Here is a 24,931-nt window from a genome sequence, read left to right on the forward strand (position 1 = left end):
GAGAGCCGAGCGTCACACTATATATTTTCAGCACTGTTTTTGAGTTCGCCGGGTGACTAGCCCCGAAGTATGCATAAAAATTCTGGAGCGAAAATATATTTACTACGGAAAGTATGCAGTGTGGTGCAAAAATGAATATGGTCACATTTTCTGCATTTGAAAAGCAAGTTTGCAACATTCTGCATTTCCTGCACAAATTCAGGAATCACACAGGTTCCAGCAGTCACGCAAGCAGCAGCAAAATACTCCCCACTCCCCTCGAAAACCCCTACAAGAAAGCCGAGAGATCCCCGCGTGAACCACCCAGCAGCCCCCGCATCAACCGCAGAAACACCCTAAACTTCGTGTTAAAAACTCTATGGAGCCTCCCACCGGAAAGCTCCACAGGTACCACGTATTCCTTTAGCGTGCAGGCCTAGCGCACAGGCAGCGCATTCTCCGGAGGCGCGAAGCCCAGCTCCACAAATACCGGGCCAACGGGACGTGCACCGGCAGTCAGCTCGCTAATCACAACCGAGTCCACCGAAGCATAGAACGCCTCACGAGCCTTCGCCAGCACATTGCGCAGGCGGCAGAACTTATCGAGGGGGCAGTGGCCGTTCTCGTCCTCACACTCAATCATGGGGATATCGCCCTCAGTAGCGCGAAGAACAGTGCCGACGGTCGCAGAACGACCAGCATCGGAAAGCATAACGCCACCGGCGCGACCGCGAGTCGAATCCAGGTAACCCATGTTCACGAGGAAAGCCACAGCCTTCGCCACATGGTTGTAGGGGGTGTCCACTCCCTCAGCAATCTTCTGAGTGGAAAGCTTCTGACCGGGCTCCAGAGCAGACAGGAGCATCAGAACGCGGAGCGAGACATCCGAGAATGCTGTCAAACGCATGGATACTCCTTCTCATCTCTCGTGCCGCCGTCACTTCCACAGAGAACTTCCACAGAGACGGCAACGGATGCGCGAGCCCGGGCGGGTTCGACGCGTTCAAAAATCTTACATTGGAATTGTATAGGGGCGGCAAGAGAGGCAAGAAATTATGGATAGCCACTTCTGCGCCAAACCACCCCGGCGGGGATTGTAAAGTATTTCTCAAGAGCAAGTGGACTGCATAGCCTTACACTCACGCCCTTGCGAGAAAATTTATCACTCCCCAACTGACAGGGATTCAAATTTCCCCCAAACGGAAGGAAGGGGCGGAATCTCATCGAGAGATTCCGCCCCTTCAAGGCGCTAAACCTTAGGTATTAGCAGGAGTGTCTTAGTCCTCCAGAGCCTTCGCCAGAGCGTCGCGCTGTTCGCGAACCTCAGCGGGCAGCTTGTCGCCGAACTTCTCGAGCCACTCGTCGATGCCGGGCAGTTCAGCAGCCCATTCTTCCTTTGAGACAGCCAGAGCAGCCTTCAGCTCTTCCTCGGAGATTTCCAGACCGGTCAGGTCCAGGTCTTCCTTGGTGGGAACGGTGCCCAGGAAGGTCTCCTGGCCGCCAGCCTTGCCGTCGAGGCGGTCGAAGATCCACTTCACAACGCGAGAGTTCTCGCCGAAGCCGGGCCATGCGAAGCCACCGTCGGGGGTGCGGCGGAACCAGTTGACGTAGTAGACCTTCGGCATGTTCTCGGTGCCGTGCTTCTTGCCCAGGTCCAGCCAGTGCTTGAAGTAGTCACCAGCGTTGTAGCCGATGAAGGGCAGCATTGCCATCGGGTCGCGACGAATCACGCCGACAGCGCCCTTAGCAGCCGCGGTGGTCTCGGAGGAGAGGGTAACTGCGCGGAAGACGCCCTGCTCCCAGCTCTCGGACTCGGAAACCAGCGGGATGGTGGTCTTACGGCGACCGCCCAGAACGATAGCGCTCAGCGGCACACCCTCGGGGTCGTAGTACTCGGGAGCGAGCATGTCGACCTGGGATGCGGGGGTGCAGAAGCGGGAGTTCGGGTGAGCTGCCGGGCGGCCGGACTCGGGGGTCCAGTCCTTACCGGTCCAGTCGGTCAGGTGTGCGGGAGCCTCGTCGGTCTTGCCCTCCCACCAGACGGAGCCGTCGTCGGTCAGTGCAACGTTGGTGAAGATGGTGTTGCCCTTGGCGATAGCCTTCATAGCGTTCGGGTTGGTGGAGTAACCGGTGCCCGGTGCCACGCCGAACAGGCCAGCCTCGGGGTTGACCACGCGTGCCTGGTGGTTCTCGTCGAACTCGATCCATGCGATGTCGTCACCGACCATCTCAGCCTTCCAGCCGTCAATGGTGGGCTCCATCATTGCGAAGTTGGTCTTGCCACATGCGGAGGGGAACGCTGCGGAGATGTAGCGGACCTTGCCCTCGGGGTTGGTCATCTTCAGGATGAGCATGTGCTCTGCCATCCAGCCCTCGTCGCGACCGATAACGGATGCGATACGCAGTGCGTAGCACTTCTTGCCGAGCAGTGCGTTACCGCCGTAGCCGGAGCCGAAGGACCAGATTTCGCGGGTCTCGGGGAACTGGACGATGTACTTCTCGGGGTTGCAGGGCCAGGGAACGTCTTCCTGACCGGGCTCCAGGGGTGCACCGACAGAGTGCAGAGCCTTGACGAAGAAGCCGTTGGTCTCGTTCAGCTTGGCAAGAACGTCCTTACCAATGGTTGCCATGATGCGCATGGAGCACACAACATATGCGGAGTCGCTGAGCTCAACAGCAATCTTGGGGTTTTTAGCCTTCAGGGAGCCCATGACGAAGGGAATGACGTACATGGTACGACCGCGCATGGAGCCCTCGAACAGACCGGTCAGGGTCTGCTTCATTTCGACAGGGTCGCGCCAGTTGTTGGTCGGGCCTGCGCCTTCTTCGGTCTCGGAGCAGATGAAGGTGCGCTCCTCGACACGTGCAACGTCGTCAGGATCGGAGAAAGCTGCGTAAGAGTTCGGGAATTCGTGATCGCTGAGGCGAACGAAGGTACCGGCGTCGACCAGCTCCTGTGCCAGGCGGTCATATTCTTCCTGGGTGCCGTCGACCCAGTAGATGTGTGCGGGCTGGGTCAGTGCCGCAACCTCGCGAACCCAATCCAGGAGGCCCTGGTGGGTGGTGGGTGCGTTCTGCAGCTCCTTTTCGAGTTCGGCAGAGAGAGTACGAGTTGAGGTGTCAGCCATTGACATTTTCCCCTTCAATCGGTGGCCCGGATACTACATTGATCCGGATAGGTCTGCGGTAACAAAGAAGCAGTTAAACACTACAAGCGTGCAAATAATCGTGAATATGCACGCTTGGACAGTCTCCACTTCCTCGTGATGCTTACAGAATAACGCATTAATGGTCTGTAGAGCTTTCTATAACGCCATTTCTTAAGTTCTGCGCATCACATTCTTAGAGTACGAGAGGATTTCTGTAAAGAATTTTTAGGGCTTACGACGGGATCCTCCGGGGGATTTCAGGGACCTGCAGTGCCGGTTTTAGGGTGCCGAGAAAATATTTTGAAAAAATTTTACGACACGAAAAACCCCGGAATCATGCGGCAAAACGGGGTGCTTTCGATTCCTGCGGAGGGGATTTTGGGTCAATTTCGAGTTTTTCGGCTTGCACACCCTTGAGGACATCCGTATAGTAGTACCTGTTGCCGCGACGGGTTGAAGAAATCCGAAGCGAGGAACATGCGCCTGTAGCTCAACGGATAGAGCATCTGACTACGGATCAGAAGGTTGGGGGTTCGAATCCCTTCGGGCGCACCACCGATCCCCGGTTCTTCGGAACCGGGGATTTTTTGTATGCCCAGAAGACGTACCCGGAAGACACGCCCGGGAAGATGCGTGTGGGGAAAAAGCGCGCCCAGAAAACGCTCTGCCAAAAGCCCCGGGGCAGAGCTCAAGCCACCGCACAGTACGACATGTTGCAGTACGACATGTTGCAGTACGACACACTGCGGGCTCTAGCTAGGTGCAGCAAGGACGCTTCACCACCTGACGCTGTCCCCGCTGTGTCAAAAACCGCGCCTAAAAGCGCCCCAACCTGTGAATCCGCAGATTTATGCTCCCAGATGACGTGCTCCGGGGCACACCCGCCAAAAAACGCCTAGGATGGAAAGAGGACCCTCCACGCATAGGTTGGAGAGTAGACAACGCGAAGGAGCACTATGGCACAGCTATCCATTCCGCAGTCCCTGATAGGTGCGCTCATTGATATTGCTGATTTGGGAACCCTCGATTACTTCCCGCCCACCGAACGATGCGCCCACTGGTCCCTCTACGACGCGCAGCGCCAGGAGCTCCTCTGCCCCTGCGCACCCGCCGCCAACGCCACCACGGAGAAGCTCTTTGAGGCCGCAGCAAAGATTCTCTACGAGAACTTCCCCCGATATATCGACTCACCCGAGGAAATCATTCCTTATACCTCCCGTCAGGAACTTGTCGCCGCCCTGCGTCGCGGCGAGGAAGAGCCTGCAGACGAGGATCAGGACGAGCTGCAGGTAGCCGCAACTGCCGCAGACCCTGTTACTGAGGTTGAAGCTGAGGTTGAAACTATTTCTGCCGAACCTGCAGTAGTTGAGGACGCTGAGGTTAGCGCGGCTGATACCCCGAAGCCAGCTGCCCCCAAGCCGGCGGCTCCGAAGCCTGCAGTGCCAAAGCCGGCGCCCTCCCCCGCGCTCTTTGCGGCACGTGCGGCGCAGGCGCCCAGCCCGGCTCCCAGCGTGCCGGAAGAAGCATCTGTGGAAGTACCCGCAGAGGCGGTTGCAGAAGAGACGGTTCCGACGCCCGCCACGGTTGCTCCTGCAGCGCCCAAGCCTGTTGCGCCCAAGCCTGTTGCGCCGACTCCCGGCGCCCCCTCCCCCGGCATGTTCCGCAAGTCCACGCTGACCTACCGACCGCCGCGCATCGAAGAGTACCTGGAGGGTCTGCGCGCCCGTCAGCAGGCAGCAGAAGAAGCTACCGAAGCCGCCGCCGCGGAATCTAACCAGTCGGCAGCGGCAACCGAGCAAGCAGCCGTTGAAGATCAGCCGGTGCTCGCCCAGTCCTTGCCGAATGCACCCGCAGCCCCGAAGCCGAACGCGCCGAAACCGGGTGCGCCGAAGCTTGCCGTACCCGCCCCGAGCGCACCCGTAGCAGAACCTGCACCCGCAGCCCCTCGCGGCGTTACCGCCGAGGACCGCGAACGCAGCTACCGACTGCGCCCGAGCCTGCGCGACCGCCTCGAACGCGAAAACATCAGCGAAGAGCTCGTGCGCACCATCCTGCGCGAGGGCGACGCGGAACGCATCAACGACTGGACCATTCGCTTCACGCACGACGACTACCGCGTTGACGTGAACACCGCCTCCGCAGAAGTTATCACCGTCATCGACGAATACGACGCCGACTACAACGAGGCGGCGCAAACCTCCCTGGCGCAGGGCGAATACACCTCGCTCAACGCCCTGGAGCTCGAGTTCAGCGAGCGCGCCCGCACCTTCCTGAAGAAGAACCCGCCGTTCGTTTTCGATCTGATGCTTCAGACGCTGAACAGTCCCGAGAGCGTGCGTATGGCTGAAGGCTGGACCCGCATCTACACGGCGCAGGGTCTGGAAATTGCAATCTCGCCGGATGAGCGGACCGTTTTGGCTCTGGCGAAGACCCCGGACTTCCACAACCTGCACGCGGAAGCCCTGCGTAAGGCGCAGCTCGAAGAGCTCAGCAACACCCTGGCGAAGCAGGCAGAAGATAAAGCCACCCAGGCGGAAAACACCGTTAAGGAGGAGAAATAATGTCCGCGAAGCAGATTACCGTTCCTCTTGAGGTGTACGTTCGCCTGCAGGAGCTTGCCTCCCTCGCAACCTATAGCTACCGGGAGAACCAGGGTTCCGAAGAGAGCGCGGCAAACGATAAGCCGTGGAATCTGCTCTCAAAGGATGGTGCTTCCCTGCTCGATGAGAACGGCGCGCTCAAGCCCGAAGCTGCTGAGCTCTACTTCACCCTCCTGCCGCTCATCGCTCAGGAGTTTGTGGAGCAGCAGCAGACGCTGGTGGATGCTTACCGTCAGGCGCCCAAGCCCGCCGCCGCACGCGCCAAGATTCGCCCCTCCAACCAGCGCCTTATCCCGCTGACCGAGGTGCCGCTGGAGAACCAGCGTATTGCCGCGCGCATCGAGAAGGAATTCTACGGCGATGTGCCGCCGCGCCGCCGCATCTACGGTGTGCTCCCCGGCGTGATGGACTACATGATGCGCCACGGCCTCACCTACGAGCTGCTGCTGGACATCATCGAGTCCCCCGCAAGCACGGTGGTTCAGGAAAGCGCGCAGGAGAACCGCTACGGTCGCGAAGTTACCCTCTATACGCATGAGGAGGAAGGCTACCAGGTGGTGCTCAACCCCCTGACCGCCGAGGTGCTCGCGTTACGCCCGCTGCAGGCTCTCGCGGGAGGCTACCAGCTCTCCCCCGACGCCCAGGCACAGCTGAAGGCGCTCGGCCTGACCGGCGAGTATATTGCCCGCATTCTCGATGAGGCTGAGGACCGCCGCCCGATTCCCGGCAGTAGCCGCACCGTGTACTCGCTCAACGGCTACCAGGTGGAGTTCTCGCACTCCGACCAGCAGGTGATTCGTATTAGCCGCGGCACCGCGCCCAGCCGTAACCCCTTCGAATCGCAGCCGAGGATGAGCGGTACGAAAAGGCAGCGAGGTCGCAAAATCCCGCACGATGTGGACGCGTTCGTGCAGTTGCTGCAGGAGCACGGCTTCACCATCACCATGGGCGGTAAGCACTACGATATTCGCCACGAGAAGCTGGCTCCGGGTCAGAAGGCGGTCACCTCCGTGACCCCCTCAGATTCGCAGCGCTGGCACCTGAACTCGGCACGCCAGATCCGCAATACCTTCGGTATCGACCTGCGCTACGCCGATCCGCGCGATAGCGTACACGGTATTGTGCGAGGCCCCGGAGGAAGAGTCCAGAATTCCGATAACCACAGCGCAGAAAAGCAGGACGCCGAGAAGGCTGCGGAGAAGGAATCAGAGTAGGCCTTCGTCACCGTTAAAGCGCGCCTGCGTGCCGGTTCTTTATACTGCCCCCAGCATGTCTTTGCATCTGGGGGCAGTATTCATATACGACTATATCCCGCATTGTCAGGGATTTAAGAGGTAGACTGGGGGCAATACAGACATGCTATTCAGCATAAAAATTAATATGCGTTCCCGTGATATGCGTGACGGTAGGGTTGGGTATGCACCACAAAGTACGGTGAATAACAGCCCCTACCTCTACAATAGAAACGCATCACTACAGAAGAAGGAGAACGCATGGGCGTAACGATTAAGGTCACTGACGAAGCAGGCGTAAACTACGACATTCAGTGGGAAGACCACCACACCCTCCTGGAAGCCCTCCAGGCTAACGGTGTGCCGGTCCTCGCAACCTGCGGCGGTAACGCATCCTGCGCTACCTGCCACGGCTTCATCGACCCCGAGCACTTCGAAGCTTCCGGTGAACGCACCGAAGCTGAGCAGGACCTGCTCGACATGGTCGACGATGTCGCCAACGAATACTCCCGCCTGTGCTGCCAGGTCGAGTACGCCCCCGGTATGGACGGAGCAGAAATCCAAATGCAGGCGGCGATGTAATCATGTTTAAATCGGCTCAGGTACTCGCATCAACCACCCTCCTCTGTTGCGTGCTCGCGCTCAGTGGATGCGGCGCGTCCCAGGCCGGTCAGGAAGCTGAAGGCACCTCGGCGCAGCCGAGTGCTTCGGCTTCGGTCAAGCCCGGCACGATTCGAGTAGCCTCTGACGGGGCTACCCCTTCGGTGACTCCGGGCTCCATTACCGTGGTGAACTCCCCCGAGGCGGAGAACCACGGCTCTTCCTCTGAGCACTCCGAGTCTTCTTCCCACACCGAGACTCACAAGTCGAAGCAGAACTCTGACTCTCATTCTTCTGAGTCCTCCCACGAGGGTTCCGAGCAGAGCAAGTCAGATGACTCTGCCGATTCTCAGCAGGATTCGCAGAAGAGCTCAAACTCGTCTTCACAGTCGGGTTCCAACTCTTCGGGTAGCTCCTCGAACTCTTCGGGTTCTTCGAGCTCGTCGAATTCTTCCAATTCTTCGAACTCCTCGGGCTCCTCGGAGAAGTCCTCTAATTCCTCCAGCAACACTGTTGCTGAGGGCCCGACCCAGTGCGATCTGGATGACCTGAACATTTCGGTTGCTGTGGGAGAAGGCTCCCCCGGCGCCCGAAACTACACGCTGTACTTCCAGAACTCCTCGAATTCTTCTTGCACCCTGCGCGGCTACCCGCGTGTGGTTCATGCGGGCTCTTCGGGAACCTGGGTCGGCCGTGAGGCATCCGCCTCTGCTGAGTACATGAACTCTGCGGGCGTGACCCTCAAACCAGGCGATAGCACCACCGCGGTGCTGCGTTCGGTGTACCCGGCTCGCTTCGGTGACGATTGCGGTAGCCGACCGGTTCAGGGCTTCCTGGTGGGCCTTCCCTCCGGTTCCGGTGGCGTGATTGTTCCGCTGGATACGACCGCGTGTTCCTCGTCTGTTCCGCAGCTGTCGGTGGGTCAGTTTGGTGCCCGCTAACGCGGCATTGCAGATGTGACAACATCTCTGGCACGTTGTGTGCGCATATAGTTCACATATAGTTCAAGGGCGGTTCCCCGTGATGGGGAACCGCCCTTGAACTATCTTTAAGCCTAAATCTAGGGTTTAGCTTTAGCCATGCGGTAGCCGCGCGCTCTTAGAGGGAGCGGGCAACCTCATCGTGGCTGAAGCGTGCACCGCGCGGGTATGCGGGCGCCTCACCGTGACCGAGGTTGACGATCAGGAAGGGGATCTCTGCGTTATCCGCGAAGAATTCCTTCTTGATGCCGGCGAAGTCTGCGCCGGTCATGGGGCCAGCGTCCAGGCCGAGGGCGCGGATTGCGGTGATGAAGTAGCCTGCCTGCAGGTGAGCGCTCAGCTCAGCGGCGGGGGTAGCAAGCTCCTCGGTGGTGTAGAAGCCCTTGATGAAGCTGGCAGCGTTGGGGTTGAAGGTCTCAGCGTGCTCTACCCAGTTTGCGTCTGCGGAGAGAATCGCGGTGACCGGTGCCGCCTGGGTCTTAGCCTTGTTGCCGTCAGCCAGGTGTGCAACGAGGCGCTCGCGTGCTTCGGGGCTCTTAACCCAGGTGATGCGCAGGGGCTGGCTGTTGAAGGCGGTGGGGCCGTAGAAGGTCAGCTCCTGGATGCGGCGCAGCTGTTCGTCGGTGACGGGCTCCTCGGTGAAGGAGGAGACGGTGCGCGGTTCGTGGAAGAGGTTGATGAGCTGTTCGTCGTTCAGACGGGTCATGGTGGTGCTCCTTTGTGTTGTTCTCTCAGCCGATTACTTTACAAGTAAAATATTACGGGCTTGTTCGGAACCTGTCAAGCACATCTTCCTCCCCCAGCCCCTAACAATTCAAGAGGCGCACACCATAAACCCCGCCATAATAGATACATGACCGACGCACTCTCCCACTTCTCCGCCCCCGTACGCGACTGGTTCCGCGCCACCTTCAGCGCGCCCACCGCCGCCCAAGAAGGCGCCTGGGAGAGCATCCGCAACGGCAACAACACCCTCATCATCGCCCCCACCGGCTCCGGTAAAACCCTCGCCGCCTTCCTCTGGGCACTCGACGCCCTCCACCGCGAACACGAAGCCGGCACCGCAGGCGGTACGCGCATCCTTTATATTTCGCCACTCAAAGCACTCGGCGCGGACGTCGAACGCAACCTGCGCGCACCCCTCGCCGGAATCACCCGCCTGAGCGGAAACGAGACGGGCGAACCCAGCATCAGCGTGGGCGTGCGCAGCGGCGACACCCCCGCACGCGAACGCCGCCAACTCATCAGCAACCCGCCCGACATTCTCATCACCACCCCCGAATCCCTCTACCTCATGCTCACCAGCGCCGCCCGCAACACCCTCGCGGGCGTAACCACCGTGATCGTGGACGAGATTCACAACCTCGCCGCCACCAAACGCGGCGCACACCTGGCGGTCTCCCTCGAACGCCTCGACGCGCTCCTTACGAAGCCCGCGCAGCGCATTGGCCTCTCGGCAACCGTCGAAAATCCGGAGGCGGTCGCCCGGTTCCTCGGCGGCGTTCAGCCGGTGACCATCATGAGCCGCCCGGTCGCCAAAGAATGGGACCTGCGTCTGAGCGTACCCGTGCCCGACATGGCGGCACTCGGAGGCGCCAACGACTACGGGCAGGGGCTCTACGCGCCCTCAGAATACGCACCTTCGGAGGCGCCAGGCGGCGGGACTGCACACTCCGCTTCTGTCGGCTCGCCGCAGGGCGCGGCACAGCCTACCTCTAGTGCCGTAGACATCCCGGCAAGCGCTCCCTATACGCTCGAAGACGCCATTGGCGTGTTCCCCGGGCAGGCAAACCCGGCGCAGGAACCCGCGCAAGAAACTGGGCAAGCAAACCCGGCGCGACAGGGCGATAACACCGCGCCCAAAAATACGCTCACCATCCCAGAAGAGGCATTGCTAGAAGGGGCGCTGCACGAAAAGGCGCTGCGAGACACCCCCGATAGCGAGCGCCCCGAGACCTCCATCTGGCCGCGTGTGCAGGAGCGCATCGTCGACCATATTGAGAACAACCGTTCTACGATTGTTTTCGTTAACTCGCGCGGACTAGCAGAAAAGCTCACTGCGGCACTCAACGATATTCACCTGCGCCGCGTCCTCGCGAAGCAAGCCATCAGCCCCGAAGACTACGCGGCAGGCATCTGCGACATCGCCGAAGTACCGCCGCTCGCCCGCGCACACCATGGCTCCGTGTCCAAGGAGCAGCGCACCCTCATCGAGGAGGCGCTCAAGGGCGGAACCCTGCGCTGCGTGGTCGCCACCAGCTCCCTGGAGCTGGGCATCGACATGGGCCACGTGGACCTTGTCATTCAGGTTGCGGCGCCGCCCTCGGTCGCCTCCGCACTGCAACGCGTGGGTCGCGCCGGGCACCGCGTGGGCGAAATTTCGCGCGGATTCTTCTACCCCAAGCACCGCGGCGACCTACTCGGAGCAACCGTCACCCTCGCCGGCATGCGCAGCGGAACCCTCGAACCGCTCGCTATCCCCACCAACCCCCTGGACGTGCTCGCACAGCAGACCGTCGCCGCCTGCGCGTTGGGCCCCATCAGCGTGGACTCCTGGTACGAAGCGCTACGCCGCAGCGCCCCCTACGCCGAGCTACCGCGCGCCCTCTTCGACTCCGTGCTCGAGATGCTCGCCGGACGCTACCCCTCCGACGAGTTCGCCGAACTGCGCCCGCGCATCATCTGGGACCGCACCCCCACCGAGGAGGCTCCCTCCGGCAGTATTGAGGGTCGTCCCGGTGCGCAGCGCCTCGCCGTCACCAGCGGCGGCACGATTCCCGACCGCGGCCTCTTCCCCGTCTACCTGGTTAGCAGCGATGAAGAGCGCGGCCCCAAGCGCGTGGGTGAGCTCGACGAAGAAATGGTGTACGAATCCCGCGCCGGCGAGGTCATTACCCTGGGCGCGAGTAGCTGGCGCATTGAGGAAATTACGCACGACGCCGTGCGAGTCTCCCCCGCGCCCGGTCAGCCCGCGCGCCTGCCCTTCTGGCACGGCGACCGCATGGGCCGCCCCTACGCCCTGGGCGTGCAGACGGGCGCGTTCACGCGCGCCCTCTCCAGCCTGGATGCCACCGATAGCGCCACCGCCCGCCAGCAGCTCGAACAGCTCGGGCTGGATGCCTGGGCGGTCGATAACCTGCTCGCCTACCTGCGTGAGCAGCGCGAATCCACCGGGGCGGTCCCCTCCGATACCCGCATGATTGTGGAGCGGCACCGCGACGAACTGGGCGATTGGCGCGTGATCCTGCACTCGCCGCTGGGCTACGGTGTGCACGCGCCCTGGGCGCTGGCGGTGCGTGCCCGCATTGAGGAACGGTACGGGGTGGATGCCTCGGTCATGGCGAGCGATGACGGCTTGATTCTCCGTCTGCCCGCCATGGAGGATGTGCCTCCCGGCGCTGACCTGTTCCTCTTTGCCCCGGACGAGCTGGAGGCGATTGTCACCGAACGCGTGGGCGACTCGGCGCTTTTTGCGTCTCGGTTCCGTGAGAATGCGGCGCGTGCCCTGCTGTTGCCGCGCCGTGATCCGGGTAAGCGCACCCCGCTGTGGCAGCAGCGTCAGCGTGCGGCGCAGCTGCTGGATGTGGCGCGTAAGTACCCTGATTTTCCGGTGCTTTTGGAGACGGCGCGCGAGTGCCTACAGGATGTGTACGACGTTCCGGCGCTGGTTCAGGTGCACCGCTCACTGCAGTCTCGGGCGGTATCCATGCTGGAGGTTGAGACGAACGAGCCTTCGCCTTTTGCGCGCACTCTGCTCTTTGAGTACGTTGCCGAGCACCTCTATGACGGCGATGCGCCCGCCGCCGAACGCCGCGCCGCCGCGCTCTCGCTGGACCCGGCGCTGCTTGCTGAGTTGCTGGGTTCGAGCGGTCTGCGTGATCTGCTGGATCCGGCGGTGCTGGTGCAGACTCAGCAGCGCCTGCAGCGCATCGGTGAGCGTTACCGCGCTTCCGGGGTGGAGGGCGTGGCGGATTTGTTGCGCCAGCTGGGTCCGTTGAGCGCGCGGGAGTTGAGTCTGCGCTTGCGGGCTGACAACCCGCAAGCTGAGGCACCCGGCGCTAAACATGAGGACTCTGAAAGCTACGGCGAAGAGTACGGCGCGCACGCCAGCGTGGATCAGGCGCGTGAGCTGGCGGAGCAGCTGGTTCGTTCGCGCCGCGCGTTCTCGTTTGCGGGTGCTTCCAGTGCCGGGGAGAACGCGGAGGAGACCACCAAGCCGCAGCTGTACTACGCGGTGGTTGAGGATGCCGCGCGCCTGCGCGATGGACTGGGCATTATGCCCGCCGCGGCACTTCCTACAGCCCTTTTGGAGCCGGTTGCGGAGCCTCTTGAGGACTTGGTGTCTCGCTATGCGCGCACCCATATTCCCTTCACGGCGCAGCAGGCGGCGGAGCATTTTTCGCGCCTGACTCCGGTAGGTGTGGGCGTGCTGACTCCGGTGTTGCAGCGTCTTCAGCAGCAGCGCCGCCTGAGCTCCGGCGAGTTCTTGCCCGAGGTGCTACGTGCCTTGGGGCCTGCCGGTGTTGAGTGGGTGGATGCGCAGGTTTTGCGTACGATTCGTGCCCGTTCTCTGGCGGCGTTGCGTGAGGAGATTGAGCCGGTATCGGCGCAGGTCTACGGCGTTTTCCTACCTTCGTGGCAGAACGTTCGTTCTTTATCCGTGCGGGTTGCTCAGACCCTGCCGGAGGCGAGCGCCTACGGTGCGTTCAGGCCCTCCCGACGCACCGCCACGGTGGTGGGCGAGAGGGTGGCACCCCTCAGCACAGCGGCACCCAACCCGTTAGCTGAGCGCGGCGCAGAACATATGGGACAAGATTCCGCCTCCGCCACGGAGGATCTGCTCACCGCCATCGACCAGCTGGCGGGTGTGCGCGTACCGGCTTCCGCGCTGGAGACGCTGATTCTTCCGGCGCGCGTGCCCGGCTACCAGCCGCACATGCTGGACGAGCTTATGGCAAGCGGCAGGGTGTTCTTCACCGGCGCCGGGCAGCTCGGCGGCGGTAGCGCGCAGAAGTCTGACGGCTGGATTCGCCTGCACTTGAGCGAGAGTTCTTCGCTGACCCTGGGTGAGGACTACCCGGAGCAGCTGTTGCGCGCGGAGAACCCTGAGCTTTGGGAGGCACTGCAGGCTCCGGGCACGCTGGAGCACGCCATCTATGAGGCGCTGGCTCACGGCGGCCTGTTCGTGCCGGCGCTGCGTGAGCGGGTGGCGCAGCTGATGAGCGCTGCGGTACCTGCCGGTCAGGTGGTGACTTTCCCGGATGCGGCGGAGATTTCGGCGGCTCTGTGGCGTCTGGTGTGGGCTGGTGCGGTGACGAACGATAGTTTCGCGCCGGTTCGGGCGATGCTTGCGGGCATGCGCAGTGCACATCCGACTCCGGCAGCCCCTGCGCGTCTGACGCGGGTGGGTCGCCGCGGTGCGGGTCGTATTGCGGCGGCGCGAGCCTCCATGGGTAACGGCTTGGCGGGCGGTTACGGCGCTGATAGCTATAGCTCCAGCGGCTACTCTGTGCCTGCCGCCGGGCGCGGTCTACGTTCCCTCCGCGGCGGGCTCCATGCCGTCGCTCCCGCCGTTGCCCCGCAGGATAGCGGCCGTTTCTCCCGCGTGGACACGCTCCTGCAGGAGCCGGTGGAGGCGACCGTTGCGGCGCTCGCACGCGCCGACCTGCTGCTGGACCGTTACGGTGTGCTGACTCGCGGGTGCCTGCAGGTGGAGGATTCTGCCGGCGGGTTCTCGCAGCTGTACCGGATTTATTCGGCGGCTGAGGATCGTGCGCTGGTGCGTCGCGGATACTTTATTGAGGGTTTGGGCGCGGCGCAATTTGCCGCCCCAGCGACGGTGGACCTGCTGCGTTCTACCGCCGATAACCTGAGCGTCCCCGCAAGTCCGCAGGGTTTTGGTGCGAGCGCCTACACCCCGCAGCGTACCGATACCGAGCAGGTGTACGGCACATTCACGGTGACCCTGCTGGCGGCGACGGATCCGGCGAACCCGTACGGTGCGGCGTTGAGCTGGCCCGCAATTCCCTCCTTTGCTCACGAGGGTGCGGGCACGGTGAAGCACCGCCCGGCGCGTAAGGCGGGCGCCTGCGTGGTGCTGGTGGACGGCGCCCCGGTGCTGTACGTGGAGCGCGGCGCGAAGACTCTGCTGGCGTTTACCACCGACCCGGTGCTTCTGGAGGCGGCTGCCCCCGCCCTGGCGCGCCTGGTGTCTGCCGGTGGTGCGGAGAAGATTTCGGTGGAGAAGGTCAACGATGTGGAGCTTTTGGGCACCCACACGCTGAACACATCCGCACAGGGCGCAGCCACTGGCGAAGTTACGGAGCACCCTGTGGAGGCACTGCGTGCGGCACTGCAGATGCAGGGTTTCTACGCGACGGTCCGGGGGTTGTCGCTGCGCCGTGCCATTTAGCCAAGCACAACCTAAAGCTCAACCTCAGATTAAATAATTCCTTTAACCTCAACCTGAGCAGCATAATGCCCCACACCCTCGTCAAGGGGGTGCGGGGCATTATGTTTCCCTACTCACGATCCGGGTGGTGTTCCCGGAGTCCGCCACGTCGCATGCGGCGCGGCGGAGGAATAACCGCCCGGATGTCCACGTCGCCTTTGCCGTGGAGCACGTAACCAAACATCGGAGCGGGAAGTCCTACGTTGACCTGTCACCTCTTGAGGTGGCTAGTAGCCGCCGGTGAGGGTGTCCACGGCACCCAGGCACAGGTCGATGGCTTCTTCGAGTCCGAGCCCGCGGGAGCGAACGGTACGCTGATCGCGGGGGTTGAGCTGCACGACGTGCAGGGCGAAGTAGTCGACGAGTTGCAACCAACCACCGAGGATGACGCGGGTGCGGTCATTAATCGGCATGCCGGTGCGCTCGAGCATCCATTCGAGGTAGTCGGTGGGGTTGTTCGGGAAGTCTTCCCCACCGGGGGTGGGGACACCGGCTACGACGAGGAAGTAGGTGCGCAGTGCCCTGCGGAGTGCTTCCTCGGGGTTTTCATGGTGCTCACCCAGGGCCTCAAGGACTGCGTTGGCTTCACGTCGGGTGACGGCTGCGGCCAGGGAGTCCTTGCCGGGGAAGTAGTGGTAGAGCAGGGCGCGGGTAATGCCTGCATCGCGGGCAATAGCGCTCATGGAGGCACCGAGCACGCCGCGGCGAGTGAAATGTTCTGCAGCAATTTTCAGAATTTGCTCTTCGCGTTCGTGCGGTTCCATGCGCAGGGCACCGGTGCGAGGCTCTGCATTCTTTTGTGAATGTTCCATAACCTCTCCTGCTTTATTTTCCGGTGTTTTAGAATTGTCCGATTGCATCGCTGTCATCGGGGCTGTTCCTTTAATCTCTGCATCCTTGCGCTGTTTCTGTCCCATTTCGACCCCTTCGTTCGACATTTCGAACTTCTGTGTCTTAATCGTACCGCTTTAAGGCGGTTTCCAGCCTTTATTAAGGTGTTTATGACGTAGGATACTCAGGTTAGCAGGTATTTATTTGCTTCACATCTTTTATACTTAGAAAAACCACAGGGGCTAAATTTAGGGTTATTAGTTTCTGATTTGACAGAACTTTCGAAAATACCGCACATAAACGCTGTTTTTTGTAAAATTAATGCAGTTTTTTTAAATTAAATGTCCAATAATTTCAAAAATTTGTGAAGTTTTCGTTTTTTGTTCCACACATTCACACAAACATTCATGAGTGTCAGACAAAACTGCATTCCGCAGCCCGAAACCCAACCCCACGGCAATGTTTCTGGCCACCTCATCAGTAGGCAGTCCGGCTCAGCTTACCTCGGTCCCAGCCCCGCTCAGGTGATAGAGTTTAGGCGGTAGAGTAGAGCCATGCCCGCACAGAACACCGCACGCCCGCAGCCCAGCCCGCAGCCCAGCTCAGAGCCCAGCCCTCAACCCGATACGCAGCAGGGAGTGCAGTCCGGCGCCGTCTATCAGGCGAAACCGGCACGCCGCACGCACCGCCGCCTACTGACCCCTCCGCTGGCTCAGAAGAACGGTATTGACCCGATTCAGCTGATCCTGCCGCTTGTGGAGGAGCTCCCCGCCGAGCTCACCCCGAACAGCACCGCCCCGGCAACCATTGCGGATTACCTGATTGCGCGCTTCTACCCGAACGACCCGCAGATTATTCACGCCCGCTTCAACACCGGCGAGGTGCGCCTGGATGACGGCACGATCCTGACCAGCGATAGCCCGTATATGCCGGGCGAGCGCATCTGGTACTTCCGTGAGCTTGCCGACGAGCCGCAGCTACCCTCTGACATGCCGGTGCTCTACGAGGATGAGCACGTGCTGGCGATTGATAAGCCACATTTTCTGCCGACCACCCCGCGCGGCTCCTATATTGCGCAGACCGCGCTGACCAAGCTGCGGGTGCGTGAGCAGAACCCGCTGCTGATTCCGATTCACCGCCTGGATCGCCCGACCGCCGGCGTGCTGCTCTTTGCTAAGACCGTGGAGGCGCGCCGCCCCTTCCAGATGATGTTTCAGCACCGTCAGGTGTCGAAGACCTACCGCGCCGTGGCACCGGTTCCCGCCGACGCGTCCGCCACCGAGCAGGCGTTGAGTGCGGAGGGGCTGCAGGTGCGTTCGCATATTCAGAAGATTCGTGATCAGCTGCAGGTTCAGCAGCTATCTGAGCAAGAGTGTGCGGCGCAGGGTGTGGAGCCGAATACGCTGACGACCGTGAAGATTCTGCGGACTTTCACCCCGAGTGCGCGGGCGGTTGAGGGCTGGCGTGCCGAGCCTACGCTCAACGAAAAACGAGAATGGGCGCTCTATGATTTGGCGCCTCACACCGGCAAGACCCACCAGCTGCGGGCACACCTGAACCTTTTGGGGTCCCCCATTCTGGGCGATGTTCTCTACCCGCTGGTGTTGCCCGACGCCCCAGACCGCCCGGAGTACCCGCTGCAGTTGCTGGCGTACAGCCTGCATTTTGAGCACCCCATCACCGGCGAGCGGGTGGATCTGTACAGCGGGCGTTCGCTGGCTGCCGCCGCCTAACCCGTTTTTGAATGGCGTTCGCTCCGTTCCCTGCGGTGCATCTTCTCGGCGGGTTCTCGAAAAGGGATCACACCCGAGAGCCCGCCCACAGCATCCGGGCGCTCAGAGGGCAAAAAGTGGGATAATTTCAGACGTAATACTTCACCGCAACTACAGAGGGTCCATGAATTCCCAGCCGTCTTCCCACAACGAGCAGTCTCTGGAGTCGATTAGCGAGTACGCCCAGCGCACCTCCTCGCACGCCGCCGCCGCAGCCGACAGCGTCACCGACACCTTCGTGCACCGCATCCTCGGCGTGCCCGGCGCCCTCATCGGTTCGGTACAGGTGCCGGATCCACGCCCGCTGAGCCAGCGCCTGAACGTTTGGCATTACTGGTGGCAGGCGCACCTGCTGGACTGTGTGATTGACGCCGGTCAGCGTCACCTGCGCGAGGGCGATATTACTGCCGCCCAGGAAGAGTTGCACCGCGCCCGCGCGCTGTTGCGCGGCATTAACGTGCGTAACTACGGCCGCTTTGCGAACGATTATTTTGACGATATGGCGTGGCTGGCCCTCGCTGTGGGCCGCATGAACTCCTTCTGCATTGAGCTGACCGGCGCTAATGATGTTGCCGCTCAGGATGCTGGCGCGGCTCTCTTCGAGCAGCTGGCGAAGGGTTTCTCCCCGGTGGGTGGCATGAGTTGGCGCAAGTCCAAGCGTGATTTTGTGAATGCTGCGGCGACCGCACCGACCGCTCTGGCGTATGTGCGTGCGGGCGATCCGAAGACTGCCGCCGCGCTCATGGACTGGATGAACGAAACCCTCTGGGATGCAGAACGTTCGCTCTATATTGATGGCGTGAACGTGCGCGGCGACGAGTACGAATACGAACGCGGCGAATTCACCTACAACCAGGGAACCGCCCTGGGTGCTCTACTGAGCCTCGCCGCATCCGGTGTGCCCTGCGAAGTGGACCCCGCAGAACGCGCCGAGCGCCTCATCGTCGGCATCGTCAAGCACATGACCGAAGAGGTGGAGTTCCTCTCCGGTGCGCGCCGCCGCATCCTCATCTCGCACGGCGACGGCGACGGCGGCCTGTTCACCGGCATTCTCGTGCGCTACCTGGGCATGGCGGCGTCCTCACCGCTGCTCAGCGATGAGGCGCGAGCGCTCGCCTCGAACCTGGTGTACTCGACCGCACGCGCCCTGTGGGAGGGCCGCCGCGAGTTCGACCCCAACCTGCCGATGAACGAGTACGGCATTGACCCGAATGAGATTCGCGGTAAGGCGCTCGTGCAGTTCTCCCCGCGGTTCACCGAGCCGATGAGCAAGGTTGTGAAGCCCGGTGCGCCGGTGGAGCTGTCCACTCAGGTGCAGGCGTGGACTATTTTCGAGACGGCGGCGCGCCTGGCGCATGCGCGTGACCTCGCCGCCCACGGTTTCTAGAGTACTGTTTCTAAAGCACGGCCTCTGAAACCCTACGGTTCTTTGCCCCAGCCCTCATCTTCTCCGTTCAGCGCAGAAGGTTAGGGCCAGTGCAGAAGGTTAGGGCTAGATTCATTGCAGGGGCATGCACACGGGCGTACGGTGGATTTTATGCTTGCTTCAGAATCACAACAGGTCACTGCCAGCCCGAACGCTAACACCATTTTCATGGTGTGGAAGTTCAAGGACGGCATCTGCCAGGATGCGCTCATTGAGGGGTTCCAGAACCTCTGCGGGCTCGTCATTAACCTCAACCACACCGCCGCAAACCGCTACTCGCCCGAGAACGCCAGCATCGTGCTGGGTATCAGCCACAGCGCGTGGCTAACCCTGGATCTGCCCAAGCCGCTGCCGCAAGAGCTCGTGGAGTTCGAGGAGATTAGGGGCCATAAGCACACCGCGGTGTCCACTCCCGGCGATCTGCACTTCCACATCCGCGCGACCCAGCCGTCCGTCGCCTACGATATGGCGTCCGCTATTACTGCGGCTCTACGCGATATTGCTGAGGTGCTGGATGAGGTGCACGGCTTCCGCTACTGGGACGGCCGCTCCATCATCGGTTTTGTGGACGGCACCGAAAACCCGCAGACCCCCGCGGCACGCGAATACTTCGGCATCATCGGTGACAGCGACCCCATGTATAGGGGCGGCAGCTACCAGTTCGTGCAGAAGTACATCCACGACATGACCGCGTGGAACGCCCTGCCCGTCTCCGAGCAGGAGAAGGTCATTGGCCGCTCCAAGCATGACGACATCGAGATGAGCGAGGACGAGAAGCCCGCCAACTCGCACTCCGCTCTTGCCAATATCGGTGACGACTTCAAGGTTATTCGCGACAACATGCCCTTCGGCACCGTGGGTAACAACGAGCTGGGCACCTACTTCATCTGCTACGCCAGCACCTTCTCGACCGTTCGGAAGATGCTCATGAACATGTTCATGGGAGTGGATGGCGCCAACTACGACCGCCTGCTGGATTTCAGCACCGCGGTGACCGGCACCCTCTTCTTCGTGCCGACCGTGGATATGCTCGGCGACTTCGCTGGCTAACTACACCGGCTAACTTCGCCGACTAGGGCTAGCTAAACCCAGCTACCCTGCCTATACCCCAGTCTGCCTATACCCCAGTCTGGCTGTGCCCTAGTCTGGCTGTGCCCCAACCTGACAGTACCCGCGTAAACCCCGCCTCCGGCAAGAGAGGCGGGGTTTTCCGGTAGGCTAGGGTGTAGACATTCAGACGGAAAGCAAACAATCGAGAGAAGAATGAGCGTTCTAGATAACTCTTTCCCCACCGAGGACTTTGGCTTCACCATCACCAGCCGCCTGGCGGACACCGCCTCCCCCAGCGCTGAACGTGTAGAAGCCAACGGCGGACAGTTCCGCGGACGCACCGGTGTCATCACCACCCCGCACGGACAGATCCAGACCCCCGCCTTCACCCCCGTGGGCACCAAGGCAACCGTCAAGGCGGTCCTGCCCGAATCCATGAAGGAGCTCGGCGCTCAGGCTCTGCTCTCCAACGCCTACCACCTGTATCTGCAGCCCGGCCCCGAAATCCTCGACGCGGCAGGCGGCCTGGGTGCCTTCATGAACTGGGACGGCCCGACCTTCACCGACTCCGGCGGCTTCCAGGTCATGAGCCTGGGCTCTGGCTTCAAGAAGGTAATCGACATGGGTACCGTCGCGGACGCTAAGGGCGCCGACGGCCGCCCCCTCGGTGACGACGACGTGGCAAAGGGCAAGGAGCGCCTCGCCCACATTGACGACGACGGCGTGAACTTCAAGTCGCATATTGACGGCTCAATCCACCGCTTCACCCCCGAGGTGTCCATGCAGGTTCAGCACCAGATCGGTGCCGACGTCATGTTCGCCTTCGACGAGCTGACCACCCTCTACAACTCCCGCGGCTACCAGGAGGAGGCGCTCGAACGCACCCGCCTGTGGGCGCTGCGCTGCATCGCTGAGCACCAGCGCCTGACCGCAGAGCGCGTGGGCAAGCCCTACCAGGCACTGTTCGGCGTCATTCAGGGTGCACAGTACGAGGACCTGCGCCGCAAGGCGTGCCAGGACCTCGGCTCCATGCCCTTCGACGGCTTCGGCATCGGCGGTGCGCTAGAGAAGGAAAACCTCGGCACCATCGTGCGCTGGTGCGCCGAAGAGCTACCCGAGTCCAAGCCCCGCCACCTGCTCGGCATCTCCGAACCCGACGACATCTTCGTCGGCATCGAAAACGGTGTAGACACCTTCGACTGCGTATCCCCCACCCGCGTGGCACGCAACGCCGCCGTCTACTCCCCCACCGGCCGCTACAACATCACCAACGCACGCTTCAAGGCGGACTTCTCGCCCATCTACGAGGGCTGCGACTGCTACACCTGCACCCACTACACCCGCGCCTACCTGCGTCACCTGTTCAAGGCGGACGAGCGTCTGGCGGCGACCCTCGCCTCCATCCACAATGAGCGTTTCATCGTGCGCATGGTGGACGACGCCCGCGAAGCCATCAAGGACGGCACCTACTTCGAGTACCGTGACGAGTTCCTCGGCAACTACTACTCCGGCAAGAAGCCCTAAACCCGCTCTTCAACCCGTTTAAGGAGAACCCTATGAGCATCACTCATGTTCCCGATGAGGAGCTTCTCGTCTTCGACCACGAGATCGCAGCCCCGGTCGAGGACGTCTTCGGCGCCTACCTGGACCCCGAACTGCTGGTCCGCTGGTACGGCCCCGCCGGCTGGCACGTGCGCCCCACCGACGTTGTCGTGGAGCCCGTCGTCGGCGGCCTGCAGCGCCTATCCATGATCAACGAGGTGGACCCCTCGGTGTCCTGCATTCTGCAGAGCCGCTTTTTGAGCATTGAACCGTTCAAGGAGCTCGAATACGCAGAGCAGCTGCCCGACCACCTGGGCAACCCCGGTAGCGTGCTGGTGTACCAGCGTCACCGTTTCTTCCCCGAAACCGTGATTACCGCCGACGGCGTAGGAGCCGGTACCCGCATTGTCATTGAGATTGGCCCCATGCCCGCCTCGGTCCATGAGGAGGTGCGCACCACCTGGCGTTCGACTTTCGCCCGCCTGGATGACGTGCTTGCCGCCCGTGCACGCGGAGAGCTCTAAAACCCGCCTCCCAGCTACTTGAGATAGCTTCGAGACAGAAAAGCGCCGCGTTGACGAATGATTCGTCAACGCGGCGCTTGTGTTTAATCGCTTGTGTTTATACCCGCGCCTTGCCGGGTGTGAGTCGTGAACTAGTTGGTCAGCTTCACGGTAATGACGGTGCTGCCACCATCCAGGGACACGCACTCGGGGGTCGCACGATCCGCTCCGTCACCCGGCTTCCAGTAGCAGCGCGCCGACATGACGGTACGCTCACCATTCGCCTTACCGGTCACCTCGGCGGGGTTCTGCACCACAAACTGGCGGATCAGCTCACGCGCAAACAGGCAATCCACCGCACCGGAGGTCACCTGAACCGTAGCGTTGTGCTTCAGGTAGCCGGTAGCGTCCATGCTGCCGCAGCTACCGCCCGCAGACTGAACATCCGAGCTGGACAGGCTCGCAGTGCTCGACGCCTTCGCCACAGCGCTCGCCGAAGTATTCGCCTTAGCCGATGCGGAGGCGCTCGCCTGCACGGTCGCCTGAGCAGTCGTTGCCGGGCTTGCGGTGGTGATGGTTCCGGGGCTCACGGTAGCCGCCGCGGTGGGGGTGTGAATAGCACCGGCAGTCGGGGTGCTTTCAGTGACCGTTGCGGTGCGGGTGGGGCTGGCGCTTGCCTTCGCGCTCGTAGCGCTCGGGCTAGGGGTTGCGGTGGCGCTCGGGGAGGCGGTGGTAGCGCCTCCGGAGCATGCCGACAGCGCCAGCAGGAGCGTGGCACCGAGCGCTACGGGGCTGTAGCGCTGAGCGGTGCGGAGCGTAGTAGAAGAAGTCTGGGTAGAGTGCTTCTGTGCCGGATGCATGGTGACCTTTCTGCGTCATCGGTTCGGGTTCCTAACCAGTATTCTAAAGACGCTACCTGTGAGCTAGCTATACGGCATCTTAGGAACCCACAGGGTGCCCCCGCTAGGACACAGCGGGTAGAGGCACAGCGCAATAAGAGGGGCTCTCCGGCAGTGCGGGAAGCCCCTCCTTAGCTATTCACAACTCATTGATAGCTCGTTAGCAACTCAATAATTCTGACGCGGGCGCTTAGCCTTCGTGCCTGCCACGCACCAGAATAGTGTGGCCGTTTCCGTCATGGCAGCTTATCGAGCTATTCTCAATCTCGCCGAAACAGGTCAGCTGATGACCCTCAGCTGCGGGCACAGTCACCACATCCCAGGTGTGCATCATCTTCGTGTTTGCGGTGGTGGTTTCCGCGTGCAGAGCCGAGGACTCATTCACAGTATTCACCTCGCTAGCGCCGGTCAGGAAGTTCATGCGAGTCACCTCCACCGGACCGGCAAAAGTACGACCGACCGCACCGTTACCGTCACCGGTCTGCTCACCGGTGCGGCGCTCGCACACCAGGGTTCCATCCGCGGGGTTCAGCTCGCAGAGGGTGCGCTCGTCATCGCTCTTGAAACGGTAATAGCCGGCACCGGAATCGTAGTAGGAGGGCTCCATGAGGAAGGGAATCGGGGGAGCATCCGGGTTTTCCAGACGAGCCACAAAGGCGACATCCTCACCGATAGTGCACTCGGGGGCGCCGCGATCCTCGCGACGGTTCTCAGCCATCGCGTACTGCGGGTTCCAGTAGCAGGTGGCGTCCTGAACCTTCGCAACCTGGTGCTCGGTCAGGTTGTCGTCGGCACGCGGGGTGGTGATGTACTCGGTCAGCACGTCCAGGGCGTGGGCGCAGTCCACGGTACCGCGCAGCACCATGATTTCCGCACCGGTCTTCAGGTAGCCCTTGCGTCCGATGTGTCCGCAGCGCTCGCCGGCGGAGGCGCGTTCAACCTCCACCTTTTCGGGCGCGCGGGGAGTCTCAGCGGCGGTAGGGTTCGCGGCAGAGGTTGCCTTCGCTTCAGCGGGTGCGGAGGATTCGGACGCCTTCGCCTCGGCACTCTCTGCGGAGGCGGACACCCGGGTCTCGGTGACGGTCGGCTCGGTCTTCTTCGTCGGTGACGCGGTGGAGGAAGGAAGCGGGTACTGCGAGTGGTTAGCCGTATTGGAGGGGCTGGGGCTCGACGAAGAGTTTTCGCTCTTAGAACCGCCAAAGCAGCCGGTCAGGGCAAGGAGCAGGGCGGCAGCGCATCCGGTGGCGCGCATCGTGCGGCGACCCCAGCCGGCGAGGCCTGCCTGAGTGTGGTGAAACGACATTGTTATCTCCTGGAGATGAACCTTTTGCACCCTTTGCAGAAGGTATTTAAAGCATACGCTTAACCCCGTTCAATGCCGTTTTATTACGGCGGAGCGCCCCTACTTCTGCGGCAGGTAGGAGCTCAACAGTTCACGTTGCTCAGGGCTCAGTCGAGTCAGCCGCCCCGCGATGGAGTCCCAGAACGCCAGCACGGTAAAGGCGCGCACGCATTCACGGCCGTCCACCGGGGAGAGAATCGAGTAGCCAATACGCACGGATGCGGCGCTGACCTTCTCCACGCTTAGGCGCACCGGCACGGGCTCACCGGTGTAGGGCAGCTGAGCCAGGTAGCGGATGCCGTGCTCGGCAATGAGTGCCTGCACGCCCTCGGCAACCAGGTCAAAAAGCGGAATCGGAGGCTGCGGTGCCACGGTAGGCTTCTGCCCGGAGGAGGGCGGCGGGCCGAAGAGCGCCACGCGGGCTTCTTCCATGACCGAGAGGATGGCAACATTGTTGACGTGCCCGTAGGCGTCCATGTCGCCCCAGCGGGCGGGAACGTGCACCAGCAGTTCGTCGGTGGTACCAGCCTCAGAGGCGGCGTTCTTTTCGGGGGTGTTTTCGTGGCTTTGCATGG

The 24,931-nt window shown here is 61.8% G+C and carries 17 protein-coding genes and 1 tRNA gene; 11 read left to right on the forward strand and 7 right to left on the reverse strand.

Translation table 11 applies throughout. The annotated features are described in order from the left end of the window. Window positions 1-415: 415 nt before the first annotated feature. Both RQ593_RS05255 and RQ593_RS05260 read right to left on the reverse strand, forming a co-directional pair. Complete coding sequence (locus RQ593_RS05255) at window positions 416-886, reverse strand: Rrf2 family transcriptional regulator (protein ID WP_311450002.1); 471 nt, start codon at window positions 884-886, stop codon at window positions 416-418. A gap of 370 nt (window positions 887-1,256) precedes the next feature. Further along, window positions 1,257-3,107: a phosphoenolpyruvate carboxykinase (GTP) gene (locus RQ593_RS05260; protein WP_311450003.1), complete on the reverse strand. Its 1,851-nt coding sequence runs from the start codon at window positions 3,105-3,107 to the stop codon at window positions 1,257-1,259. A 500-nt stretch (window positions 3,108-3,607) separates the two neighbouring features. Between RQ593_RS05260 and RQ593_RS05265 the strand changes: the two genes are divergently transcribed. From RQ593_RS05265 to RQ593_RS05285, 5 genes are all read left to right on the forward strand, one after another. Beyond that, window positions 3,608-3,683: transfer RNA gene (locus RQ593_RS05265), tRNA-Arg, on the forward strand. A gap of 401 nt (window positions 3,684-4,084) precedes the next feature. Next, on the forward strand, window positions 4,085-5,689 hold the full coding sequence (locus tag RQ593_RS05270; RefSeq protein WP_311450004.1) for a DNA repair protein: 1,605 nt from the start codon (window positions 4,085-4,087) through the stop codon (window positions 5,687-5,689). After that, on the forward strand, window positions 5,689-6,942 hold the full coding sequence (locus RQ593_RS05275; RefSeq protein WP_297606145.1) for a cell wall biosynthesis glycosyltransferase: 1,254 nt from the start codon (window positions 5,689-5,691) through the stop codon (window positions 6,940-6,942). Before RQ593_RS05270 ends, RQ593_RS05275 begins: the two co-directional genes overlap by 1 nt. A 279-nt stretch (window positions 6,943-7,221) precedes the next feature. Further along, a complete protein-coding gene (locus tag RQ593_RS05280) occupies window positions 7,222-7,542 on the forward strand; it encodes a 2Fe-2S iron-sulfur cluster-binding protein (RefSeq protein ID WP_005507166.1) in 321 nt (106 codons plus the stop codon). 2 nt (window positions 7,543-7,544) lie between these two features. Further along, window positions 7,545-8,501, forward strand: a complete 957-nt coding sequence (locus RQ593_RS05285; RefSeq protein WP_297606142.1) for a DUF4232 domain-containing protein — start codon at window positions 7,545-7,547, stop codon at window positions 8,499-8,501. Between the two features lie 157 nt (window positions 8,502-8,658). On the opposite strand, the gene RQ593_RS05290 is transcribed toward RQ593_RS05285, so the two are convergent. Further along, window positions 8,659-9,246: a malonic semialdehyde reductase gene (locus RQ593_RS05290; RefSeq protein WP_070634324.1), complete on the reverse strand. Its 588-nt coding sequence runs from the start codon at window positions 9,244-9,246 to the stop codon at window positions 8,659-8,661. A 147-nt stretch (window positions 9,247-9,393) separates the two neighbouring features. Between RQ593_RS05290 and RQ593_RS05295 the strand changes: the two genes are divergently transcribed. Continuing rightward, the gene (locus RQ593_RS05295; RefSeq protein WP_311450005.1) at window positions 9,394-14,952 is read left to right on the forward strand and encodes a DEAD/DEAH box helicase; all 5,559 of its coding nucleotides are present in this window, start codon (window positions 9,394-9,396) and stop codon (window positions 14,950-14,952) included. A gap of 266 nt (window positions 14,953-15,218) precedes the next feature. Here the strand turns inward: RQ593_RS05295 and RQ593_RS05300 are convergent, their stop codons facing one another. Beyond that, entirely contained in the window at window positions 15,219-15,803 is a 585-nt protein-coding gene (locus RQ593_RS05300) for a TetR/AcrR family transcriptional regulator (RefSeq protein WP_311450006.1), read from the reverse strand. Window positions 15,804-16,376: 573 nt separating this feature from the next. On the opposite strand from RQ593_RS05300, the gene RQ593_RS05305 reads away from it, so the two are divergent. The 5 genes from RQ593_RS05305 (at window position 16,377) to RQ593_RS05325 (ending at window position 22,136) form a co-directional block, all read left to right on the forward strand. Further along, window positions 16,377-17,555: a pseudouridine synthase gene (locus RQ593_RS05305; protein WP_311450007.1), complete on the forward strand. Its 1,179-nt coding sequence runs from the start codon at window positions 16,377-16,379 to the stop codon at window positions 17,553-17,555. Window positions 17,556-17,718: 163 nt separating this feature from the next. Continuing rightward, complete coding sequence (locus RQ593_RS05310; RefSeq protein WP_311450008.1) at window positions 17,719-18,981, forward strand: glycoside hydrolase family 76 protein; 1,263 nt, start codon at window positions 17,719-17,721, stop codon at window positions 18,979-18,981. Window positions 18,982-19,131: 150 nt separating this feature from the next. Beyond that, entirely contained in the window at window positions 19,132-20,070 is a 939-nt protein-coding gene (locus tag RQ593_RS05315) for a Dyp-type peroxidase (protein WP_311450009.1), read from the forward strand. 213 nt (window positions 20,071-20,283) lie between these two features. Then, window positions 20,284-21,594 carry a tRNA guanosine(34) transglycosylase Tgt gene (gene tgt / locus RQ593_RS05320; RefSeq protein ID WP_044150805.1) on the forward strand — a complete coding sequence of 437 codons (1,311 nt, stop codon included), beginning with the start codon at window positions 20,284-20,286 and terminating at the stop codon, window positions 21,592-21,594. Between the two features lie 32 nt (window positions 21,595-21,626). Further along, window positions 21,627-22,136, forward strand: a complete 510-nt coding sequence (locus RQ593_RS05325; RefSeq protein ID WP_060823945.1) for an SRPBCC domain-containing protein — start codon at window positions 21,627-21,629, stop codon at window positions 22,134-22,136. 131 nt (window positions 22,137-22,267) lie between these two features. Here the strand turns inward: RQ593_RS05325 and RQ593_RS05330 are convergent, their stop codons facing one another. The 3 genes from RQ593_RS05330 to RQ593_RS05340 all read right to left on the reverse strand — a co-directional run bounded on the left by RQ593_RS05330 (window position 22,268) and on the right by RQ593_RS05340 (window position 24,929). Beyond that, window positions 22,268-22,975: a hypothetical protein gene (locus tag RQ593_RS05330; RefSeq protein ID WP_311450010.1), complete on the reverse strand. Its 708-nt coding sequence runs from the start codon at window positions 22,973-22,975 to the stop codon at window positions 22,268-22,270. Between the two features lie 229 nt (window positions 22,976-23,204). Then, window positions 23,205-24,317 (reverse strand): phosphoglycerol transferase, encoded by a 1,113-nt coding sequence (locus tag RQ593_RS05335; protein ID WP_311450011.1) that lies wholly within the window; start codon window positions 24,315-24,317, stop codon window positions 23,205-23,207. Window positions 24,318-24,416: 99 nt separating this feature from the next. Then, the gene (locus tag RQ593_RS05340) at window positions 24,417-24,929 is read right to left on the reverse strand and encodes an acyl-CoA thioesterase (RefSeq protein WP_311450012.1); all 513 of its coding nucleotides are present in this window, start codon (window positions 24,927-24,929) and stop codon (window positions 24,417-24,419) included. Between the last annotated feature and the right edge of the window lie 2 nt (window positions 24,930-24,931).

Source organism: uncultured Rothia sp. (assembly GCF_963507905.1).
Classification (GTDB): domain Bacteria; phylum Actinomycetota; class Actinomycetes; order Actinomycetales; family Micrococcaceae; genus Rothia.

Excerpts from the sequence above, each read along its gene's own strand:
- RQ593_RS05255 (WP_311450002.1), bottom strand. The coding sequence starts at position 886 with ATGCGTTTGACAGCATTCTCGGATGTCTCGCTCCGCGTTCTGATGCTC.
- RQ593_RS05260 (WP_311450003.1), bottom strand. The coding sequence starts at position 3,107 with ATGGCTGACACCTCAACTCGTACTCTCTCTGCCGAACTCGAAAAGGAG.
- RQ593_RS05270 (WP_311450004.1), top strand. The coding sequence starts at position 4,085 with ATGGCACAGCTATCCATTCCGCAGTCCCTGATAGGTGCGCTCATTGAT.
- RQ593_RS05275 (WP_297606145.1), top strand. The coding sequence starts at position 5,689 with ATGTCCGCGAAGCAGATTACCGTTCCTCTTGAGGTGTACGTTCGCCTG.
- RQ593_RS05280 (WP_005507166.1), top strand. The coding sequence starts at position 7,222 with ATGGGCGTAACGATTAAGGTCACTGACGAAGCAGGCGTAAACTACGAC.
- RQ593_RS05285 (WP_297606142.1), top strand. The coding sequence starts at position 7,545 with ATGTTTAAATCGGCTCAGGTACTCGCATCAACCACCCTCCTCTGTTGC.
- RQ593_RS05290 (WP_070634324.1), bottom strand. The coding sequence starts at position 9,246 with ATGACCCGTCTGAACGACGAACAGCTCATCAACCTCTTCCACGAACCG.
- RQ593_RS05295 (WP_311450005.1), top strand. The coding sequence starts at position 9,394 with ATGACCGACGCACTCTCCCACTTCTCCGCCCCCGTACGCGACTGGTTC.
- RQ593_RS05300 (WP_311450006.1), bottom strand. The coding sequence starts at position 15,803 with ATGGAACATTCACAAAAGAATGCAGAGCCTCGCACCGGTGCCCTGCGC.
- RQ593_RS05305 (WP_311450007.1), top strand. The coding sequence starts at position 16,377 with ATGCCCGCACAGAACACCGCACGCCCGCAGCCCAGCCCGCAGCCCAGC.
- RQ593_RS05310 (WP_311450008.1), top strand. The coding sequence starts at position 17,719 with ATGAATTCCCAGCCGTCTTCCCACAACGAGCAGTCTCTGGAGTCGATT.
- RQ593_RS05315 (WP_311450009.1), top strand. The coding sequence starts at position 19,132 with ATGCTTGCTTCAGAATCACAACAGGTCACTGCCAGCCCGAACGCTAAC.
- tgt (WP_044150805.1), top strand. The coding sequence starts at position 20,284 with ATGAGCGTTCTAGATAACTCTTTCCCCACCGAGGACTTTGGCTTCACC.
- RQ593_RS05325 (WP_060823945.1), top strand. The coding sequence starts at position 21,627 with ATGAGCATCACTCATGTTCCCGATGAGGAGCTTCTCGTCTTCGACCAC.
- RQ593_RS05330 (WP_311450010.1), bottom strand. The coding sequence starts at position 22,975 with ATGCATCCGGCACAGAAGCACTCTACCCAGACTTCTTCTACTACGCTC.
- RQ593_RS05335 (WP_311450011.1), bottom strand. The coding sequence starts at position 24,317 with ATGTCGTTTCACCACACTCAGGCAGGCCTCGCCGGCTGGGGTCGCCGC.
- RQ593_RS05340 (WP_311450012.1), bottom strand. The coding sequence starts at position 24,929 with ATGCAAAGCCACGAAAACACCCCCGAAAAGAACGCCGCCTCTGAGGCT.